This is a genomic window from Streptomyces sp. NPDC093510 (assembly GCF_040683555.1).
GTDB lineage: Bacteria > Actinomycetota > Actinomycetes > Streptomycetales > Streptomycetaceae > Streptomyces.
The window spans coordinates 196,951-215,752 of record NZ_JBFBEE010000013.1 but is presented as its reverse complement, the minus strand read 5'-3'; the positions used below and the strand labels follow the sequence as shown (position 1 = coordinate 215,752).

General features: G+C 74.1%; 16 protein-coding genes. 15 read left to right on the top strand and 1 reads right to left on the bottom strand.

From position 1 onward, the window contains the following. The first annotated feature begins 40 nt into the window (after positions 1-40). From AB0N81_RS22350 to AB0N81_RS22285, 14 genes are all read left to right on the top strand, one after another. Positions 41-898, top strand: coding sequence for a GNAT family N-acetyltransferase (locus AB0N81_RS22350; RefSeq protein WP_365360912.1), 858 nt, complete (start codon positions 41-43; stop codon positions 896-898). Positions 899-954: 56 nt separating this feature from the next. Continuing rightward, positions 955-2,856, top strand: a complete 1,902-nt coding sequence (locus tag AB0N81_RS22345; protein WP_365360910.1) for an ABC transporter ATP-binding protein — start codon at positions 955-957, stop codon at positions 2,854-2,856. Positions 2,857-2,999: 143 nt separating this feature from the next. Continuing rightward, a complete protein-coding gene (locus AB0N81_RS22340) occupies positions 3,000-4,214 on the top strand; it encodes a metallophosphoesterase (protein ID WP_365360908.1) in 1,215 nt (404 codons plus the stop codon). Positions 4,215-4,280: 66 nt separating this feature from the next. Next, positions 4,281-4,625, top strand: coding sequence for a DUF6479 family protein (locus AB0N81_RS22335; RefSeq protein ID WP_365360906.1), 345 nt, complete (start codon positions 4,281-4,283; stop codon positions 4,623-4,625). Between the two features lie 229 nt (positions 4,626-4,854). Then, the gene (locus AB0N81_RS22330; RefSeq protein ID WP_365360904.1) at positions 4,855-5,817 is read left to right on the top strand and encodes an NAD-dependent epimerase/dehydratase family protein; all 963 of its coding nucleotides are present in this window, start codon (positions 4,855-4,857) and stop codon (positions 5,815-5,817) included. Between the two features lie 163 nt (positions 5,818-5,980). Then, on the top strand, positions 5,981-7,672 hold the full coding sequence (locus AB0N81_RS22325) for a carbamoyltransferase C-terminal domain-containing protein (RefSeq protein WP_365360902.1): 1,692 nt from the start codon (positions 5,981-5,983) through the stop codon (positions 7,670-7,672). Further along, positions 7,672-8,760, top strand: a complete 1,089-nt coding sequence (locus AB0N81_RS22320; protein WP_365360900.1) for a glycosyltransferase — start codon at positions 7,672-7,674, stop codon at positions 8,758-8,760. Before AB0N81_RS22325 ends, AB0N81_RS22320 begins: the two co-directional genes overlap by 1 nt. Beyond that, complete coding sequence (locus tag AB0N81_RS22315; protein ID WP_365360898.1) at positions 8,757-9,416, top strand: HAD family hydrolase; 660 nt, start codon at positions 8,757-8,759, stop codon at positions 9,414-9,416. Before AB0N81_RS22320 ends, AB0N81_RS22315 begins: the two co-directional genes overlap by 4 nt. Next, entirely contained in the window at positions 9,413-10,576 is a 1,164-nt protein-coding gene (locus AB0N81_RS22310) for a glycosyltransferase family 9 protein (protein WP_365360896.1), read from the top strand. The genes AB0N81_RS22315 and AB0N81_RS22310 overlap by 4 nt, the downstream gene beginning before the upstream one ends. After that, a complete protein-coding gene (locus tag AB0N81_RS22305; protein WP_365360894.1) occupies positions 10,573-11,538 on the top strand; it encodes a glycosyltransferase in 966 nt (321 codons plus the stop codon). Before AB0N81_RS22310 ends, AB0N81_RS22305 begins: the two co-directional genes overlap by 4 nt. Before the next feature lie 47 nt (positions 11,539-11,585). Then, a complete protein-coding gene (locus AB0N81_RS22300; RefSeq protein WP_365361098.1) occupies positions 11,586-12,818 on the top strand; it encodes a glycosyltransferase in 1,233 nt (410 codons plus the stop codon). 133 nt (positions 12,819-12,951) lie between these two features. Next, on the top strand, positions 12,952-13,602 hold the full coding sequence (locus tag AB0N81_RS22295) for an SIS domain-containing protein (protein ID WP_365360892.1): 651 nt from the start codon (positions 12,952-12,954) through the stop codon (positions 13,600-13,602). After that, positions 13,599-15,002 carry a D-glycero-beta-D-manno-heptose 1-phosphate adenylyltransferase gene (gene rfaE2 / locus AB0N81_RS22290; protein WP_365360890.1) on the top strand — a complete coding sequence of 468 codons (1,404 nt, stop codon included), beginning with the start codon at positions 13,599-13,601 and terminating at the stop codon, positions 15,000-15,002. Before AB0N81_RS22295 ends, rfaE2 begins: the two co-directional genes overlap by 4 nt. Positions 15,003-15,022: 20 nt before the next feature. After that, a complete protein-coding gene (locus AB0N81_RS22285; RefSeq protein WP_365360888.1) occupies positions 15,023-16,084 on the top strand; it encodes a glycosyltransferase family 9 protein in 1,062 nt (353 codons plus the stop codon). Positions 16,085-16,090: 6 nt separating this feature from the next. Here the strand turns inward: AB0N81_RS22285 and AB0N81_RS22280 are convergent, their stop codons facing one another. Further along, positions 16,091-17,377: an MFS transporter gene (locus AB0N81_RS22280; RefSeq protein WP_365360886.1), complete on the bottom strand. Its 1,287-nt coding sequence runs from the start codon at positions 17,375-17,377 to the stop codon at positions 16,091-16,093. A 593-nt stretch (positions 17,378-17,970) separates the two neighbouring features. On the opposite strand from AB0N81_RS22280, the gene AB0N81_RS22275 reads away from it, so the two are divergent. Further along, the gene (locus AB0N81_RS22275; protein ID WP_365360884.1) at positions 17,971-18,717 is read left to right on the top strand and encodes an SDR family oxidoreductase; all 747 of its coding nucleotides are present in this window, start codon (positions 17,971-17,973) and stop codon (positions 18,715-18,717) included. Positions 18,718-18,802: the final 85 nt, after the last annotated feature.

The window sequence follows — 18,802 nt, the reverse complement described above, 5'->3', positions numbered from 1 at the left end:
CCTCCACGGCCCGCCGCGTCGGATTGAGAAGGGTGCAGCGATGACGGATTCGGCCCCCGGGCGGCTCGCGGTCTCACGGGCGACGCTCGACGACTGGCACGTGGTGACGGGATGGGCGGCGGACGAGGGCTGGAACCCCGGCCTCGGCGACGCCCCCTCGTTCTTCGCACAGGACCCCGAGGGGTTCTTCCTGGGGCGCCTCGACGGTGCACCGGTCTCCGCGATCTCCGTGGTCAACTACGGGGACATCTACGCCTTTCTCGGCTTCTACCTGGTCCGCCCCGACCAGCGCGGCCGCGGCTTCGGCCTCGCCACCTGGCGAGCGGGGCTCGCGCACGCCGGGGGCAGGACCGTGGGCCTGGACGGCGTACCGGCCCAGCAGGACAACTACCGCCGCTCCGGCTTCGAGTGGAGGCACGGCACGCTGCGCTACGTCGGCCCGCTGCCCGCGCCCGACACCCCCGACCGGCACGTGCGCCCCGTCGAGGCGGCGGGCCTGCGCGCCCTCATGGCGTACGACAGCGGATGTCTGCCGGCCGACCGGCCGCGCTTCCTGGAGTCCTGGCTCGCCGCCCCGGGGCACCGCGCCCTCGCCCGCATCGTCGACGGCAGGCTGACCGGGTACGGAGTCCTCCGTCCCGGCCGCGACGCGCTGCGCGTCGGACCGCTGTTCGCCGACACCCGCGCCGACGCCGAGGCACTCCTGGACGCGCTGGCGGCGGAGGCGGACGGTGCGCCCGTCGCGATGGACGTGCCCGGGACGAACCCGGAGGCCGTGGCGCTCGCCGAGGCACGCGGCATGAAACCCACGTTCGACACCGCCCGCATGTACACGGGCCCGGTCAGGGACTACGCGGAGCGACGGGTCTTCGGCGTCACCTCGCTCGAACTCGGTTAGGTGAAGCGGCGGTCGAGGCTTGACCTCAAGTTTAGTTGAGGTTCTAACCTTTCGGTATGAGCATGGAAACGACCGCATGGACGCAGCTGTACAGCGTCATGCATGCGCAGCAGGACCGACGCCCCTTCGCCCGAGCCACGCTGCGCCGCATCGGCGCCTTCGCGCGGCCCCATCGCCGACGCATCTGGCAGTTCGTGCTGCTGAGCATCGTCACCGCACTGCTCGCCGTGGCAACTCCCGTACTGGCGGGGCACGTTGTCACCGCGATCGTATCGGGCTCCGACTCCTCGACGATCGTGCGCTACGCCCTGCTCATCGCGGCCATCGCACTCGCCGAGGCCGGACTGGGCCTGCTGAGCCGCTGGCTGTCGGCGAACCTCGGCGAAGGGCTCATCCTCGATCTGCGGACCGCCGTCTTCGACCACGTACAGCGGATGCCCATCGCCTTCTTCACCCGCACCCGCACGGGCGCCCTGGTCAGCCGCCTCAACAACGACGTGGTCGGCGCGCAGCGGGCGTTCAGCAACACGCTGTCCGGCGTCGTCGGGAACGTCGTCACGCTGCTCCTGACCCTGGTCGTCATGATGACGCTCTCCTGGCAGATCACCCTGCTCGCCCTCGTGCTGCTGCCCGTCTTCGTCGTGCCCGCGCGGCGCATGGGCTCGCGGATGGCGAAGCTGCAGCGCGAGGCGGCGCACCACAACGCCGCCATGGGCACCCGGATGACCGAGCGCTTCTCGGCGCCGGGCGCCACCCTCATCAAGCTCTTCGGCCGGCCCGGCGACGAGTCCGCGGAGTTCGCCGCGCGAGCCTCCCGGGTGCGGGACATCGGCGTACGCACCGCCATGGCGCAGTCCGCGTTCATCACCGCGCTCACCCTGGTGTCGGCCCTCGCGCTGGCGCTCGTGTACGGCCTCGGCGGGTACTTCGCGCTGCAAGGGACGCTGGCGCCGGGCGACGTCGTCGCGCTGGCCCTGCTGCTCACCCGGCTCTACGCACCGCTGACCTCGCTGGCCGGCGCGCGGGTCGAGGTCATGAGCGCCCTCGTCAGCTTCGAGCGGGTCTTCGAGGTGCTCGACCTGAAGCCGCTCATCGAGGAGAAGGAGAAGCCGGTACCGGTGCCCGAGGGCCCCGTCGCCATCGAGTTCGACAACGTGCGGTTCGGATACCCGTCCGCCGACAAGGTCTCCCTCGCCTCGCTCGAAGAGGTCGCCTCGCTCGACACCCGCGGCGGTGAGGAAGTCCTGCACGGGCTGTCCTTCCGCGCCGAGCCCGGACAGACCATCGCGCTCGTCGGTTCGTCCGGAGCGGGCAAGTCGACCATCGCGCAACTGCTGCCGCGCCTGTACGACGCGGACGAGGGCACCGTGCGGATCGGCGGCGTCGACGTGCGGGACCTGTCCGCCGAGTCGATGCGGGCCACCCTCGGCATGGTCACGCAGGACGGCCACCTCTTCCACGAGTCCGTCCGCGACAACCTGCTCCTCGCCCGGCCCGGCGCGAGCGAGGACGATCTGTGGGACGTACTGCGCCGAGCCCGCCTCGAAGACCTCGTACGCTCCCTGCCCGACGGCCTGGACACCGTGGTCGGCGAGCGCGGATACCGCCTCTCCGGCGGCGAACGGCAGCGGATGACCATCGCGCGGCTGCTCCTCGCCGGGCAGCGCGTCGTCATCCTCGACGAGGCGACGGCCCACCTCGACAACACCTCCGAGGCCGCCGTGCAGGAAGCACTGGCCGAGGCGCTCGCCGGCCGCACCGCCGTGGTGATCGCACACCGGCTGTCCACCGTGCGCTCCGCCGACCAGATCCTCGTCGTAGAGGCGGGACAGATCGTCGAACGCGGCACCCACGACGAGCTGCTGGCCCTCGGCGGACGCTACGCGGAGCTGTACCGGACGCAGTTCGCCAAGGTTACGGAGCCGGTGGGCCCGGCGGAGGTCGTGACGGCGGCCTGAGGGACGCGGCGGTCCGAGAAGCGAGGCAGCCCGGCCGCGGGGGCGGGGCTGCCGCGTCGCGGACCACGAGCCGTGTCCATTCGTCCACCAGGAGTTCATCGGTTCCCCACCATCCGCCCGCGCCGCCGTGAGAGAAACCCTCCATGTGCGATGACGAGTTGATACCACCGGACGCGGATCTGACGGAGGACCAGTGGCTGCGGGCCGACCCGGCTCTCGCCGAGGGGCCGGTGGGGGAGCGGGTCCGGGAGATGCGGGCGCCGCGCCGCCGGACCGTGCTCGGCGGCGTGGTGGCGGGAGCGGCGGCACTGACCGTCCTGCCGGGCGGGGCGCAGACCCCCGCCGCGGCGGCGGCCCGCACCGGTAAGTTCCCCCTGCCGACCGCGCCGAACAGGTCCGGGGAGTACGCGGTGCTCCTCACCGGCGACGCCGGTACGGGCGAGGAGGCCCAGCACGCGGTGGCGGCGGCGGCCCGCGAGGTGTGCCGGGCCGAGGGCATCGGCCTCGCGGTCGGCCTCGGCGACAACATCTACGAGAACGGCCCCGAGTCCGCCGACGACTCGGAGTTCCGCACCAAGTTCGAGGACCCCAACTCCGGTGTGGACATGCCCTGGCTGATGGTCCTCGGCAACCACGACTGCTCCGGTCTCATCCCGGGCAGCGGCGGTGACCCGTCCCGCGGCGACCGGGAGGTCGCCTACGCCAAGGGCTCGCCCCGCTGGTACATGCCGAGCCGCTACTACAACGTCGCGCTGCCCGCCACGGGCGCCGCCGGGAGCGACCCGGTGGTGGAGTTCTTCGCCATCGACACCAACCCCGTCTCCTCGTACGTCACCCAGCTCGACCCGCACTACCGGTGGAACGGCCCCTATATGCGTGAGCAGCGCGCGTGGCTGGACGAAGCCCTCAGCTCGTCGCGGGCGCGCTGGAAGATCGTGCTCGGCCACCACCCGTACCTGAACAACGGCAAGCACGGCAGCGCCGGTTCGTACGACGGTTTCGTGATCGGCCACTACACCAGCGGCATCCACCTCAAGGAGCTGTACGAGGAGGTGGTGTGCGGGCGCGCCGACCTGATCCTGTCCGGGCACGACCACACCCTCCAGATCCTCGAGCCCACCGCCCGCACCGGCGGCACCCGGCAGATCGTGAGCGGCGCCGCGGGGAAGGCGGGCGACGGAAAGGCCCATTTCAACCATCCGTCGACCTGGCAGAACTTCTCCGACCACGGCTTCATGGTGCTCAAGGTGTCCGAACGGGCGATGACCGTCGAGGCGTACACCGTCGACGTCGCCACGCGGAGGGCTCGCCTGGCACACCGGACGCGTACGTCCGCACCCGTGGCACATACGTCGTGAAATATGTGAAATAGGTGAATTCAGCTATTTTTCGGATTAGACGGGTAAACCCATTGTATGGAACCAATGGAACTTTCCGTCTCGCACACCGTGGCCCTTCTGATGTGGGTCGCCGGCATCGTCGTGGTCGCCGTGCTCCTGGGCGCCTTCTTCTGGGGCCGGCGCGCCCAGGAGCGTGAGACACGCACGCCCAGCCCGGCCGAACAGCCGAAACGGCCGTACGACGGGCCGGCGCGGGAGGAGCGGGAGTACCGCGACCCGGACGAGGTGCCGCACGACGGCGACCGCCTCACCCCCCACGAGCTGAACGACGGCTACGGCAAGTCCGGCACACACCCCAGCCCGTCACAGGACCCGGACGACCACAGGAAGGACCACGGCGGCAGCTTCGGCAGCGGCGGCCTCGGCTGAGCTCCCCGATGCCCGCCGCACCCCGCCCCAGGCGTGGTGCGGCGGGCATTTCGCGCTCTCGCGGGGGGTGGCCGGGGCTCTCGGCGTGTCACTCGATTGCCGTACACCACCGAGCCGTCCGCGCTCACGTGGCAGAGGCTGATCGAGCAATCGGCGGCCTCTGGAGCCGCCGGCGACCGATGGTCGGCACCGCATCGGATGCGCTGTCCCGCGCACGGAGGAGTCCTCGATGACCCCAGCTCAGTCGAAGAAGTGGGAACACGCCGTCGTCACCGGCGGCGGGGGCTTCGTCGGATCGCATCTCTGCACCGCCCTGCTGACCGCAGGCACCGCTGTGACCTGCGTGGACGACTTCAGCACAGGGCAGCCCGAGAACCTGGCGCCGCTGCTCGACCGGCCCGGCTTCCGGCTGATACAGGCGAACGTGGCCGAGGGACTGACCGTGGAGCGACCGGCCGACCTGGTCCTCCACTTCGCCTCCCCGGCCTCGCCCGCCGACTACCTGCGGCTCCCCCTGCACACCCTGGACACCGGCAGCCTCGGCACGCGCAACGCCCTGGAACTCGCCCACCGGTCCGACGCCCGCTTCATGCTCGCCTCGACCTCGGAGGTCTACGGGGACCCGCAGCAGAACCCCCAGGACGAGCGGTACTGGGGCAACGTCAACCCGGTCGGACCGCGCAGCGTGTACGACGAGGCCAAGCGCTTCGGTGAGGCCCTGACCACCGCCCACGCCGACGCCGAGGGCACCGACACCGGCATCGTGCGGCTGTTCAACACCTACGGCCCCCGCATGCGCGGCCACGACGGGCGGGCGGTGCCGACCTTCATCCGGCAGGCGCTCGACGGCGAGCCCCTGACCGTCACCGGCGACGGAAACCAGACCCGCTCGCTGTGCTACGTCGACGACACCGTGCGCGGCATCCTCGCGGCGGCCGCCCACGGCATGCGCGGCCCGGTCAACATCGGCAACCCCACCGAGATCACCATGCTCGAACTGGCGCGCCTCATCATCGAGTTCACCGGCTCCCGCTCGGAGATCCGCTTCATCGACCGGCCGACGGACGACCCGGCCGTGCGCTGCCCGGACATCACGCTGGCCCGCGACAAGCTCGGCTGGGAACCGGAGGTCGCCGCCGACGAAGGCCTGCGGCGCACCATCGACTGGTTCCGCGCCACAGCGGACCGCTGAGCACCGGGCGGCGCGTCCACGGCGCCGCCCGACCGCGGGAAACCTGCCTGCCCAGACCCAGCTTGGCCATGTTCCCCGTACCGCTGTCACAGCTGCGCGCACGCGCTCACGACCGCGGGTCCGGACATGTGCCAAGGACCGCCGACAGAATCTCGGATCCTCCATGCGCGTCCTCGGAATCAACGCACTCTTCCACGACCCCGCCGCCGCCCTCGTCATCGACGGCAGGACCGTCGCCGCCGCCGAGGAGGAGCGGTTCTCCCGGCGCAAGCACGGCAAACGGCCCCTGCCCTTCTCGGCCTGGGAACTGCCCGAGCAGGCCGCCGCCTGGTGTCTGCGCAGGGCCGGTCTACGGCCTCAGGACCTCGACGCGGTCGCCTACTCCTACGACCCCGAACTCGCCCGGCCCGCCGAGACCATGGGCCTCGACGACCCCTGGGACCACCTGCGGCAGACCTACGCCCGCGAGGCCCCGAACTTCCTCCGGACCGCGCTGCCAGGACTCGACCCGGGCATCGTCCGCTTCGTACCGCACCACATGGCCCACGCCGCGTCGAGCGCCTTCGCCGCACCGGACGCGGAGGACTCCTCGGTCCTGGTGCTCGACGGCCGCGGCGAGCGTGCCTCGCACCTCGCCGCACGACGGGTCCGCGACAAGCTGGAGCCGCTGTACGCCCAGGACCTGCCGCACTCCCTCGGACTGGTCTACGAGGAACTCACGGGACACCTCGGATTCCTGCGCTCCTCCGACGAGTTCAAGGTGATGGCCCTCGCCTCCCACGGCACCCCGCGCATGCTCCCCGAGCTGCGCAAGCACGTCCACCCGACGGGCGACGGCGGGTTCCGCGCGACCGCCGTGCCGTGGCACGAGCTGTGCCCGCCGCGCGGCGCGGACGAACCGTGGACGCAGGACCACGCGGACGTGGCCGCCAGCGCGCAGGCCGTCCTGGAGGAGACCCTGCTCGACCTGGCACGCTGGCTGCACGGCAAGACGCACCACAGCGTGCTCACCCTCGCCGGCGGCGTCGCGCTGAACTGCGTCGCCAACTCCCGCATCGCACGCGAAGGCCCCTTCTCCCAGGTGTGGGTGCAGCCCGCCGCAGGCGACGCGGGCACGGCACTGGGCGGCGCGCTGCTGCTCACCGCGGGCGCGGGAGTCCAGCCGGAACCCATGACCGGCGCCGACCTCGGCCGCGACTGGTCGGACGCCGAACTCGGCGCCTGGCTGAAGACCGCCGCCGTCACCTTCGAACGGCCCGCGGACATCGCCGCGACGGTCGCGCGGGCGCTGGCGGAGAACCGGATCGTCGCCTGGTTCCAGGGCCGGTCCGAGTACGGCCCCCGGGCGCTAGGCCATCGCTCGCTCATGGCCCACCCAGGCCACGCGGGCAACCTGGAGCGGCTCAACGACGTCAAGGGCCGCGAGCAGTTCCGGCCCGTCGCCCCCATGGTCCTCGCCGACCGCGCCCCCGAGATCTTCGACGGGCCGATGCCCAGCCCGTACATGCTGTTCGTGCACGACGTGGCGGAACCCTGGCGGGACCGGATTCCGGCGGTCGTCCACGTCGACGGGACGGCCCGCATCCAGACCGTGGACCCGGCGTGCGAGCCCCTGGTCGCCCGCATGCTCGGCGAGTTCGAGAAGCTCACCGGTCTGCCGGTCGTGGTCAACACCAGCCTCAACACGGCGGGCCGCCCCATGGTGGACGACCCGCGCGACGCGCTGGAGTGCTTCGGCTCCTCGCCCGTCGACCTGCTGGCCATCGGCCCGTACGCGATCCGCCGCCAGGACCTCTTCCGTACCTCTGAAGGCGGCACCTCTGAAGGCGGCACCTCCGAAGGCGGCGATCTCTGATGGCCGCGGGCAAGAAGCGGAAAGCCGCCGACGGCACGTACGCCGTGGTGATCCCCACCCTCGGGCGACCGAGCCTGACCGTGACCCTGCGCGCGCTGGCCGATGCCGCGGGACCCGCACCGGACCGGGTGGTCCTCGTCGACGACCGGCCCGGCACGGACGGCACGACACCGCTGCCCGTCGAGATCCCGGCTTCCCTGCGTCCCGTCACCGCCGTGGTGAAGGGCAAGGCCCGCGGGCCCGCCGCGGCCCGCAACACGGGGTGGCGGGCGGCCGGCCGTCTGCCCTGGATCGTCTTCCTCGACGACGACGTCGTCCCCGGCCCGACCTGGGCCGACGACCTCGCCCTCGACCTCGCCGCGGCCGCCCCGCGCGACGCGGCGGTCACCGCCCGCATCGACGTACCGCTCCCCGAGGACCGCAGGCCCACGGACTGGGAACGCAACACCGCCGGGCTCGCCACAGCCCGGTGGATCACCGCCGACATGGCGTACCGCCGCGAGGTGCTCGAGGCCGTCGGAGGCTTCGACGAGCGGTTCCGGCGCGCCTTCAGAGAAGACGCCGACCTCGCGCTGCGGGTGCTCGCCGCCGGCTGGACGGTGGACGCGGGGACACGCACCACGGCCCACCCGGTACGCCCCGCCGACCGCTGGGTCTCGGTGCGCGTGCAGGCCGGCAACGCGGACGACGTCCTCATGACACGGCTGCACGGACCCGGCTGGTGGACCCGCGCCGACGCCCCGCGCGGCCGGCTGCCCCGCCACCTCGCGGTGACCGCTGCCGCCGTCGGGACCGTCACCTGCGCCGCGCTGCGCAGGCCCGCGGCCGCCACCGTCTGCGCCGCCGCCTGGCTGGCCGGCACCACCGAGTTCGCCCTCGCCCGGATCCTCCCGGGCCCGCGGAACAGGGACGAGGTGGCCGCCATGGCGCTGACCAGCGTGCTCATCCCGCCCGCCGCCGTCTGGCACTGGCTGCGCGGACAGGCGGTACACCGACGGGCCGCGCAGCTCGACCCGCACCCGGCCGGGCCAGGACTCGGCACGCGCCCGCCGATCCGGCCCGCCCACGAGGAACGGGCACGCCGATGAGCCGACATCCGACGCCCTGGCTGATCGAAGGGCCCCGCGGAACGACGGCGGCCCCGCACGACGGTGCACAGGGCATCCCCGCAGCGGTCCTCTTCGACCGCGACGGCACCCTCGTCGAGGACGTGCCCTACAACGGCGACCCCGCGCTGGTGCGGCTCGCCCCGACCGCACGCAGCGCCGTCGAGGCCGTCCGGGCTGCGGGCATCCCTGTCGGCGTCGTGAGCAACCAGTCGGGCGTCGCCCGCGGTCTGCTGACCCGCGTTCAGGTCGAAGCGGTGGGGCGGCGCGTGGAGGAACTCCTCGGCCCGTTCGCCGTCTGGGCCATCTGTCCGCACGGACCCGGCGACGGCTGCGGCTGCCGCAAACCGGCGCCCGGCCTGGTGCTCGCCGCGTGCGAGCGGCTCGGCGTCCCGGCCGGACGCGCCGCCGTCATCGGCGACATCGGGGCCGACACGGACGCCGCCCGCGCCGCCGGAGCCCGCGGCGTCCTGGTCGCCACCCCGGTCACCCGGGCCGAGGAGATCGAGGCGGCCGACACCGTGGCGCCCGACCTGCTCACCGCGGTCGGCCTGCTCCTCACCCCGCGGGGAACGGCCCGCCCCGCAGCGGCCGCCTGCGCGCCCGCGACCGGTTCGGGGGAGGGGAGGCGGCGATGACCGGCACCCCGGCCCTTCCGCGCACTCTCGTCGTACGCCTCGACAGCGCGGGCGACGTACTCCTCGCCGGGCCCGCCGTGCGTGCCGTCGCGGCCGGCTCCTCGTACACCGCGCTGCTCTGCGGACCGCAGGGCGTCCAGGCGGGCAAGCTCCTGCCCGGAGTGGACGACGTACTGGTCCACGACGCCCCCTGGGTGGGCCTGGAGCCCGCGCGGGTCTCGCGCGAGACGACGCGTCAGCTGCTCGACGCGGTGACGTCCTGCTGTTTCGACCGGGCCCTCATCCTCGTCTCCTACCACCAGAGCCCGCTGCCCGCCGCATTGCTCCTGAAGCTCGCCGGGGTCCCCAGGACGGCCGCCGACAGCGAGGACTACCCGGGCAGCCTCCTCGACCTGCGCCACCGCAGGATGCCCCACCGCCACGAGGCCAGGGCCGCCCTCGACCTCGCCGAAGCCGCCGGATTCACGCTGCCGCCCGGCGACGACGGGGCACTGCGGGTGACGACACCGCCCGACACCACCTCCCTCACCGGCAGCGACCCCTACGTGGTGCTCCACCCCGGAGCCGCCGTGCCCGCCCGCGCCTGGAGCCCCGACCGGGCGCGCCGCGCAGCGGCCGCACTCGCCGCCGCCGGGCACCGGGTCGTGGTCACCGGCGGACCCGGCGAGCGCGAACTGACCGCGAAGGTCGCCGGGCGCCACGCCCTCGACCTCGGCGGGGCCACCGATCTGCGGCACCTCGCGGGCGTGCTCGCGGCAGCACGGGCGGCGGTGGTCGGCAACACCGGCCCCGGGCACCTCGCCGCCGCCGTGGGAACGCCCGTCGTCAGCCTGTTCGCGCCGGTCGTACCGGCCGAGCGCTGGGGCCCGTACGGCGTCCGCCACGTCCTGCTCGGCGACCAGCGCGAGCGGTGCGCGGACAGCCGCGCGCGGACCTGCCCGCTGCCGGGCCACCCCTGCCTCGACGGCGTCGGCGACGCCGAAGTGCTCGCCGCCGTGGCGGCACTCACCGCCGATACCGCCGATACCGCCGGCACCGCCCATGCCGCCGAAACGACCACGACCTCCCGCCGGACGCGCCCGAGACCGGCGGCGTCCCTGTCCCACCCGCCGACCGGAACGGGCCGCACGCCCGGGACGGAACGAGGAGCGATCGTATGAACATCCTGCTGTGGCACGTGCACGGTTCCTGGACGACCTCCTTCGTGCAGGGGCCCCACACCTACCTCGTGCCCGTCACACCCGACCGCGGCCCGGACGGCCTTGGCCGGGCCCGGACGTTCGCCTGGCCCGACTCGGTGCGCGAGGTCACGCCCGAAGAGCTGCGCGACGCGGAGGTGGACCTCGTCCTCTTCCAGCGGCCGCACGAACCGGAGCTCGCCGAACGCTGGCTCGGCGGCCGGCGCCCCGGACGTGACGTGCCCGCCGTGTACCTGGAGCACAACGCACCCGACGGCGACGTTCCCGACACCCGCCACCCGTGCGCCGACCGCGACGACCTCACGCTCGTCCACGTCACCCACTTCAACCGGCTGTTCTGGGACAACGGCAGCACGCACACGGAGGTGATCGAGCACGGCATCGTCGACCCCGGCCACCAGTACACCGGGCGCCTGCCCCGGGCCGCCGTCGTCGTCAACGAACCGGTGCGCCGGGGCCGTCACACCGGCACGGACCTCCTCGCGGGACTGAGCGAGGCCGCCCCCCTGGACGTCTTCGGCATGCGGACGGAGGGCCTCGCCGAGCACCTGGGCCTCCCCGAGGACCGCTGCCGCTCCGCCGACCTCCCGCAGAGCGAACTGCACACGGCACTCGCCGAGCGCCGCCTGTATCTGCACCCGGTGCGCTGGACCTCCCTCGGCCTCTCCCTGCTGGAGGCCATGCACCTGGGCATGCCGGTCGTGGCGCTCGCCACCACGGAGGCGGTGGAGGCCGTGCCCCGCGGCACCGGCACCCTCTCCACCCGCCCCGAGGTCCTGGCGCGGGCCGCCCGGCGCTACCTGGAGGAACCGGAGGCCGCGGCCGAGGACGGCGCACGCGCCCGGCAGGCCGCTCTCGAAAGGTACGGACTCAAGCGCTTCCTCGACGACTGGGAGCGCGTCATGACGGAGGCGATCTCATGACCTCGACCCTCAGCCCCCTCGACTCCGGCGCCCTCGGCGCCGAGCCCATGGGCCCCGGCGTGCTGTCGATCGCGCTCGTCTCGGAACACGCGAGCCCGCTCGCCACGCTGGGCGGCGTCGACGCGGGCGGCCAGAACGTGCACGTGGCCTGCCTCGCGGGAGCGCTCGCCGACCGCGGCCACCGCGTGACCGTCTACACCCGCCGTGACGCACCCGACCTGCCCGAACGCGTCGCGCTGCGCGCGGGAGTGCAGGTGCATCACGTACCGGCGGGACCGCCCGAGCAGATACCCAAGGACGAACTCCTGCCCCACATGGACGAGTTCGGCCGCTACCTGGCGCGCACCTGGCGCGGCCGCCCGCCCGACCTGGTGCACTCGCACTTCTGGATGTCCGGCCTCGCCTCGCTGCGTGCCGCGCGTGAACTCGGCCTGCCGTTCCTGCACACGTACCACGCCCTCGGCACGGTGAAGCGGCGCCACCAGCAGCTCGCCGACCCCAGCCCGCCGAGGCGGATCGCCCTGGAGACCGAGGTGGGCCTCGGCTGCGACCGGATCATCGCCACCTGCCGGGACGAGGTCGCCGAACTGGGCAGGATGGGCGTCCCCGCCGCCAAGGTCGGCATCGTGCCGTGCGGTGTCGACACCGAGCTGTTCACCCCGCGCGGGCCGGTCGCCGAGCGCGGCGCCCAGCGCCACCAGGTGCTCCAGCTCGGCCGCCTCGTGCCGCGCAAGGGTGCGGCGGTCTCCGTCGCCGCGCTGGCCCGGCTGCCCGAGACCGAACTCGCCGTCGTCGGCGGCCCGCCCGCCGACCGGCTGGCCGAGGACCCCGAGGTCCGCAGGCTCCGCGCGCTCGCCCGCGAGGCGGGCGTCGCCGACCGGGTCCGCTTCACCGGCGGCGTGCCGAGCGCCGACGTGCCGCCGCTGCTGCGCGCGGCCGACGTCGTGCTGTGCCCCGCGGACTACGAACCGTTCGGCATCGTGCCGCTGGAGGCGATGGCGTGCGGCAGACCGGTCGTCGCCAGCGCCGTCGGCGGGCAGCTGGACACGGTCGCCGACCCGGCCACCGGCCGCCTCGTGCCGCCCCGGGACCCCGAGGCCCTGGCCCGCGCCGTCGCCGAACTCCTCGCCGACCCCGCGCTGCGCGAGGCGAGCGGCGAGGCGGGCCGGCGCAGAGTCCTGCGCCGGTACGGCTGGAGCCAGGTCGCGGCGGCCACCGAGGTCGCCTACTGCGACGTCCTCGACGCCAGGCCCGTCGTGACGGGGGTCGGAGCGGTGTGAGGCCCGCACGGGCCCGGTGACCCGGACCGGTCACCACGGGCGCTCCCGGCCTTCGCCGGCCGATCGTGAAGCACGGACACCCGAAGGAGGTGCGGGCCCCGGCGTCCTCGCGGACGCCGTACGCCCGACCAGCATGAGCGAATCCCCCGCACTCGACGCCGCCCGGCTGCACTGCCGGTCACTGGAGCAGGCGCTCGGCCGGCTGCGCCGGGACGGCCTCGGCCGGATCACGGACTGGGGCGGCCGGCTCGCCGCCGCACTGCCCGCAGGGAGCAGGCTCCTCGCCGCGGGCAACGGCGGAAGCGCCGCCCAGGCCCAGCATCTGACCGCCGAACTGGTGGGCCGCTACCGGCGTGAGCGGCCGGCGTACTCCGCCATCTCCCTGCACGCGGAGACGTCCAGCATGACCGCCATCGGCAACGACTACGGCTTCGACCACGTCTTCGCCCGCCAGGTCTCCGCCCACGGCCGCCCCGGCGACATCCTCGTCCTGCTGTCCACGTCCGGCCGCAGCGCCAACCTGATCACGGCCGCGGTGGCGGGACGGGCCGCCGGGCTGCGCGTCTGGGCGCTCACAGGACCAGGACCGAACCCGGTGGGCGAAGCCGCCGACGACGTCCTGTACATCGAGGGCGACAGCACGGCGACCGTGCAGGAGACCCACCTCGTCGCCGTCCACCTGCTGTGCGAAGCCTTCGACGCGGCGCTCTCCGAACCCGTCGTGGCCACCACGGGCCGCATCGCGCCGCGCGACGTGGTCCCCGTCAACGGGAACGTCTCGTGACCGCGCCGAAGCCGCTCGTCGTCGTCGGAGACGTCCTGCTCGACGAGGACATCGAGGGCGTCGCCACCCGGCTCTCCCCGGACGCCCCCGCCCCCGTCGTCGACGTCACCGCCGACCGGCGGCACCCCGGCGGCGCGGGTCTCGCCGCCGCGCTCGCGGCACGCGGCGGCCGCGCGGTGACCCTGGTGACCGCGCTCGGCGACGACCCCGCGAGCGAGGCCGTGCGCCGCGAACTCAGCGGCCGCGTACGGCTGGTGGAGCTGCCGCTGAACGGCACCCTGCCGGTGAAGACGCGCGTCCTGGCTTCCGGCCGCCCGCTGGTGCGCTTCGACCGGGGAGGCGGCACACCCGGCGAGCCCGACGCCGCGGTGCGTGACGCGCTGGCCGGGGCCCACGCCGTCCTCGTCGCCGACTACGGACGGCACACCGCGAGCGCGGTACGCGAGCACCTCGCGGCCGTCACCCCGCGCACCCCGCTGGTGTGGGACCCCCACCCCAAGGGCGACACCCCCGTACCCGGCGCGCGGCTCGTCACCCCGAACGCGGCGGAGGCCCGGGCCCTGTGCCCCGGCGACGACGCGACGCTTCGCGCGTACGCCGGACGCGGCGCGGAACTGGCCGACCGCTGGCAGGCCGCCGGAGTCGCCGTGACCCTCGGCGAGCGCGGCGTGCTCCTCACCCGGCCCGGTTCCGGTACGCCGATGCTGATCCCGGCGCCGTACCGCGCGAGCGGCGACCCGTGCGGCGCCGGTGACTGCTTCGCCGCCGCCACGGCCGCGGCCCTCGCCGACGGGGCGCTCCCGGAGGAGGCCCTCCAGCGAGCCGTGGCGGAGGCCGCCGCCTTCGTCTCGGCGGGCGGCGCCACCAACCCGGACCTGTGGCGGACGACGCCCGCCGACCCTGCCGAGGACGAGCCCCGCACCGACGCCTTCGCCCTCGCCGAACAGGTACGGGCACGCGGCGGCACGGTGGTGGCGACCGGCGGCTGCTTCGACCTCCTGCACGCCGGCCACGTCGGCCTGCTGGAGAGCGCCCGGCGCATCGGCGACTGCCTGATCGTCTGCCTCAACTCCGACGCGTCACTCACCCGGCGCAAGGGCCCCGGGCGCCCGCTCAACAAGGAGGCGGACCGCGTCCGCGTCCTCGAGGCACTCGGCAGCGTCGACGCCGTGGCCGTCTTCGAGGAGGACACCCCGCAGGCACTGCTCGGCAGGCTGCGGCCCGACGTGTGGGTCAAGGGCGGCGACTACTCCGTCCAGGACCTGCCCGAGGCCGAGACCCTGCGCGCGTGGGGCGGGCAGGCCGTCGTCCTGCCGTACCTCGACGGCCGCTCCACCACCCTGCTGGCCCGCCGGGCCGCCGAGGCCGCGACGCCGACCCGGCGGCCCACCGCACCCTGAGCCGAGAGGCACCCCCGAAGGTGAACGAAGAGACCGCACGCCCACCGCGGCCCGGCACCTCGACGACGGACCGCCCCCGAGCGCTGGTGCTGCGGGCACTGGGGCTGGGGGACCTGCTGACCGTCGTACCGGCGCTGCGCGCCCTGCGGCGGCGGCTGCCCGCCCACGAGATCGTGCTGGCCGCTCCCGAGCGGCTGACCGGCCCCGCTCTGGCGACCGGCGTCGTGGACCGGCTGCTCCCCGCGTCGGCCGCCGGCCGGGCGGTGCCGACCGGCCTTCCGTGGACCGGCCCGCCCCCCGACCTGGCCGTGGACCTGCACGGCAACGGCCCGCCGAGCCACCTGCTGCTCCAAAGCCTGCGACCCGGGCGGCTTCTCGCCTACGCGCACCCGGACACCCCCGACATCGAGGGACCCGCATGGCGGGACGACGAACACGAGCGGGACCGGTGGTGCAGGCTGCTGTCCTGGTACGGCATCGAGGCGGACCCCACGGACGTACGCATCCCGTCGCCCCCGCTGCCCTCACCGGCACCCCGAGCCGTCGTCGTCCACCCGGGCGCCGACGCCGGGGCTCGCCGCTGGCCCCCGGAGCGGTTCGCCGCCGTGGCCCGGGACCTGGCAGGCCGCGGTCACCGGGTCGTGGTGACCGCGGGGGCGGGGGAGGAGGCGACCGGGCAGTACGTGGCGAGGGAGGCGGGGCTTTCGGCGGACGCCGTGCTGGGCGGCGCCGAGGACGTGCCGTTCGACCGGCTGACGGCGCTCGTGGCACACGCCCGCTGCGTCATCGTCGGCGACACCGGCCTCGCCCACCTGGCAACGGCGCTCGGCACCCCCTCGGTCGTCCTGTTCGGCCCGGTGGCACCCCGGTTGTGGGGCCCACCGGCGGACCCCCGCCACCGGGCGCTGTGGCACCCGGACGGCGACGACGCGGCCCGTCCGGGCGACGCCCACGGCGCGGAGCCGGACGAGCGGCTGCTGCGGATCACTCCTGAGGAGGTCCTCGCCGCCGTGCGGGATCTGCCGGAGCCGTGTCTGCCGTCGGCCGCGGCAGCGGCGCAGGCCCCCGTGCCCGGGAGGTGAACGCGGTCAGGCGGCCGTCTCCAGTGCCGGCTGGACCGTTGCGCCCTGCGGTGTCTTCCTGCGCAGGAGCACCGGGGCGGTGGTGCCCCGCCTGCGGAGCACGAAGCCCGCTCCGATCGATCCGGCGATGATCAGACCGCCGGAGACGAGGGCACCGCGGGCGCCGGCCAGTTCCATGAGGAGGCCGAGCGCGGGCGGGCCGCCGAGGCCCCACGCGGTGCTGATGCTGCCCCATACGCCGAGCACGCGGCCCCGCAGGTGGGCGGGCGGGTCGGTCTGCAGGACCGTCGTCCCCGCCGTGTCGGAGACGGACTCGACGACGGCCATCGGCAGGACGAGGACCAGCAGGACGGCGAAGGAGGGTGAGAAGCCCGCCACCACCTGGAGCAGCGCGCCCGCCGCGGCCAGCGTGCCCACGAGCCGCACGGACGGCTTCCGCAGCCGGGCGCCGAGGACCGCCCCGATGATGCCGCCGACGGCGAGCACGGTGGAGACCGTGCCGAACGACCCGGCGCCTCCGGCGAGCGGCCCGGTGACGAGCACGGCCAGCGTGAGGTTGTAGTTCCGCCCGAAGACGGCGCTGACGCCGGTGACGCCCGCGAGGGCCACGAGCCGGGGCCGCCGCATGAAGTAGGCCAGGCCCTGCCGGACGGTCATGTGCTCGCCGACCGGCGCGGGGCCGACCGGCGCGCTGCCGTTCGGCTCGGGAGCCACGGTCCGCTCGGTCCCGGCCTGGCGCAGCGCCCCGTACGCGGGGCGGAGGAAGGGGATGACGGCGGCGACGAAGAGGAAAGACACACCGTTGGCGGCGTAGGCGGCGGCCGTGCCGAGGAAACCGACCGTGACGCCGCCGAGCGCGGCACCGGCGAGGCGGCCCGCGCTGTGGACCAGCGAGCCCACGCCGATGGCGGAGGGCACGTCCTCCGGCGGCACGAGATCGTTGCCCAGCAGGGCGCACGCGGGCCCGTCGACCGTGGCGATGATGCCGGTGACGGCCGCCAGCACCATCAGGACCGTCAGATCCAGCCCGCCGCTCGCCACGAGGACGGCCGTCGTGAAGGCGATGGCACCGAGCAGCGCCTGGCTGACGGAGGCGGTGAGCTTGCGCGGCCAGCGGTCGACGGCCGCGCCGCCCACCAGGCTCATCAGCAGCGCGGGCGCGGCCTGGACGGACATGGAGAGCCCGGTGGCGGCGGCGGAGCCGGTGATCTGCAGGACCAGCAGGTTCTGCACGGTGAGCTGCATCCACGTGCCGGCGTTCGACACGAAGTTGGCGACCGACCACCAGCGCATGCTGCGGTACCGCAGGGACCGCCACGGCGACCGCGATACGGGCGCGGAGGAATGAGCGGACTCCGACGTGGCAGGAGAGGAAGAGGGCACGGGTGAGGCAGGAGAGGAAGACACAGGGGCACTCGAAGACTCGGGGATGAGTCCGGAGGGACTCAGGTGGGGGTCTCGGCGGAAGCGCGGGGCACCGGCTGCACTGCTCGGTCACTCCACCGGATCTGTCAGACGCACCGCGCTGCGGGAGGGACGTCGGCAGATCGCGCCAAGACGGCGCAGGGACGTTCCTGAGTACGGCGATGACCATCGTGGCAGACGGTTTCGCCGTGCCCTGGGACGGCTCTGCCGGACAGGGCGCACGACAGGCGTAAATCACGTACCCCGTAAGGGATTTCGCGCTTCTGGTGTGCTTGCTCACACGGCTTTCCGGCAGGCCGGGGACCTGCCCTTCCGGGCCTCTCGCGGTGACGGGGACCACAGTCCCGCGCCGTCCGCACGGCACCCGCTCGAGGTGCCGGACTCCGCACCGGCCGTCACAGTGAGAGGCGGGGCGGTCGCGGAGCGCGCTCGCCTTCAACGGAACGACGGAAGGCACGGGCATGGGCGGCGCACCGCAGGTCGACCTCCACGGCAAGCAGGCTCTCGTGACGGGTTCGGCCAGGGGCCTCGGCGCCTCGATCGCGCGAAGGCTGGCGGCGGCCGGCGCGACGGTCCTGGTCGCCGACGTCCGCAAGGAACTGGCGGGGGAGCTGTGCGACGAGCTCACCGGCGAGGGCCTCGACGCCCGCTTCCTGGAGATGGACGTGCGGGACGCCGCCGGAGTCTCCTCGGCCTTCCGGGAGCTGGACGAGGCGGGCCGGCCGCTCGACATCCTGGTCAACAACGCCGCCGTGGACGTCTCCAAGCCGATCGAGCACCTGACGGCCGACGAGGTGACGCGGGTCATCGAGACCAACCTGCTCGGGCCGATGTTCCTGTGCCTGGAGACCTACCGCCGCATGATCGCCCGTGGCGGCGGCCACATCGTGAACATCCTGTCCACCGCCGCGAACCGGACCTGGACCGAGGCGGGGCCCTACGCGGCGGGCAAGTCGGGCCTGCGCGCGTTCACCCACACGCTGTTCAAGGAAGCCCAGCGCGACTGCGTCGGGATCGGTGTCACCGGGATCATCGCGGGCGGCATGGAGACCCCGTTCATCATGGAGCGCTTCCCGGACACCGACGTGTCCATGCTGCAGAGCCCGGACATCGTCGCCGACACGGTCCTGTACGCCCTGTCGGTCCCGGCCGGCAGCGTGGTGGGCGAACTCGTCGTCGTACCGCGCAGGGAACCGTCCTGGCCCTGACGGGACCGCCGCGCCCGTGCGGAGGCGACAGACGTCCAGGTCTGAAAGCCGCGCGACCGGGCACGTGAGGCGCTGCCCACCCGGA

Bases quoted from the DNA above. Each gene is read 5' to 3' on its own strand.
- AB0N81_RS22350 (WP_365360912.1), top strand. From the start codon at position 41: ATGACGGATTCGGCCCCCGGGCGGCTCGCGGTCTCACGGGCGACGCTC.
- AB0N81_RS22345 (WP_365360910.1), top strand. From the start codon at position 955: ATGAGCATGGAAACGACCGCATGGACGCAGCTGTACAGCGTCATGCAT.
- AB0N81_RS22340 (WP_365360908.1), top strand. From the start codon at position 3,000: ATGTGCGATGACGAGTTGATACCACCGGACGCGGATCTGACGGAGGAC.
- AB0N81_RS22335 (WP_365360906.1), top strand. From the start codon at position 4,281: ATGGAACTTTCCGTCTCGCACACCGTGGCCCTTCTGATGTGGGTCGCC.
- AB0N81_RS22330 (WP_365360904.1), top strand. From the start codon at position 4,855: ATGACCCCAGCTCAGTCGAAGAAGTGGGAACACGCCGTCGTCACCGGC.
- AB0N81_RS22325 (WP_365360902.1), top strand. From the start codon at position 5,981: ATGCGCGTCCTCGGAATCAACGCACTCTTCCACGACCCCGCCGCCGCC.
- AB0N81_RS22320 (WP_365360900.1), top strand. From the start codon at position 7,672: ATGGCCGCGGGCAAGAAGCGGAAAGCCGCCGACGGCACGTACGCCGTG.
- AB0N81_RS22315 (WP_365360898.1), top strand. From the start codon at position 8,757: ATGAGCCGACATCCGACGCCCTGGCTGATCGAAGGGCCCCGCGGAACG.
- AB0N81_RS22310 (WP_365360896.1), top strand. From the start codon at position 9,413: ATGACCGGCACCCCGGCCCTTCCGCGCACTCTCGTCGTACGCCTCGAC.
- AB0N81_RS22305 (WP_365360894.1), top strand. From the start codon at position 10,573: ATGAACATCCTGCTGTGGCACGTGCACGGTTCCTGGACGACCTCCTTC.
- AB0N81_RS22300 (WP_365361098.1), top strand. From the start codon at position 11,586: ATGGGCCCCGGCGTGCTGTCGATCGCGCTCGTCTCGGAACACGCGAGC.
- AB0N81_RS22295 (WP_365360892.1), top strand. From the start codon at position 12,952: ATGAGCGAATCCCCCGCACTCGACGCCGCCCGGCTGCACTGCCGGTCA.
- AB0N81_RS22280 (WP_365360886.1), bottom strand. From the start codon at position 17,377: ATGCGCTGGTGGTCGGTCGCCAACTTCGTGTCGAACGCCGGCACGTGG.
- AB0N81_RS22275 (WP_365360884.1), top strand. From the start codon at position 17,971: ATGGGCGGCGCACCGCAGGTCGACCTCCACGGCAAGCAGGCTCTCGTG.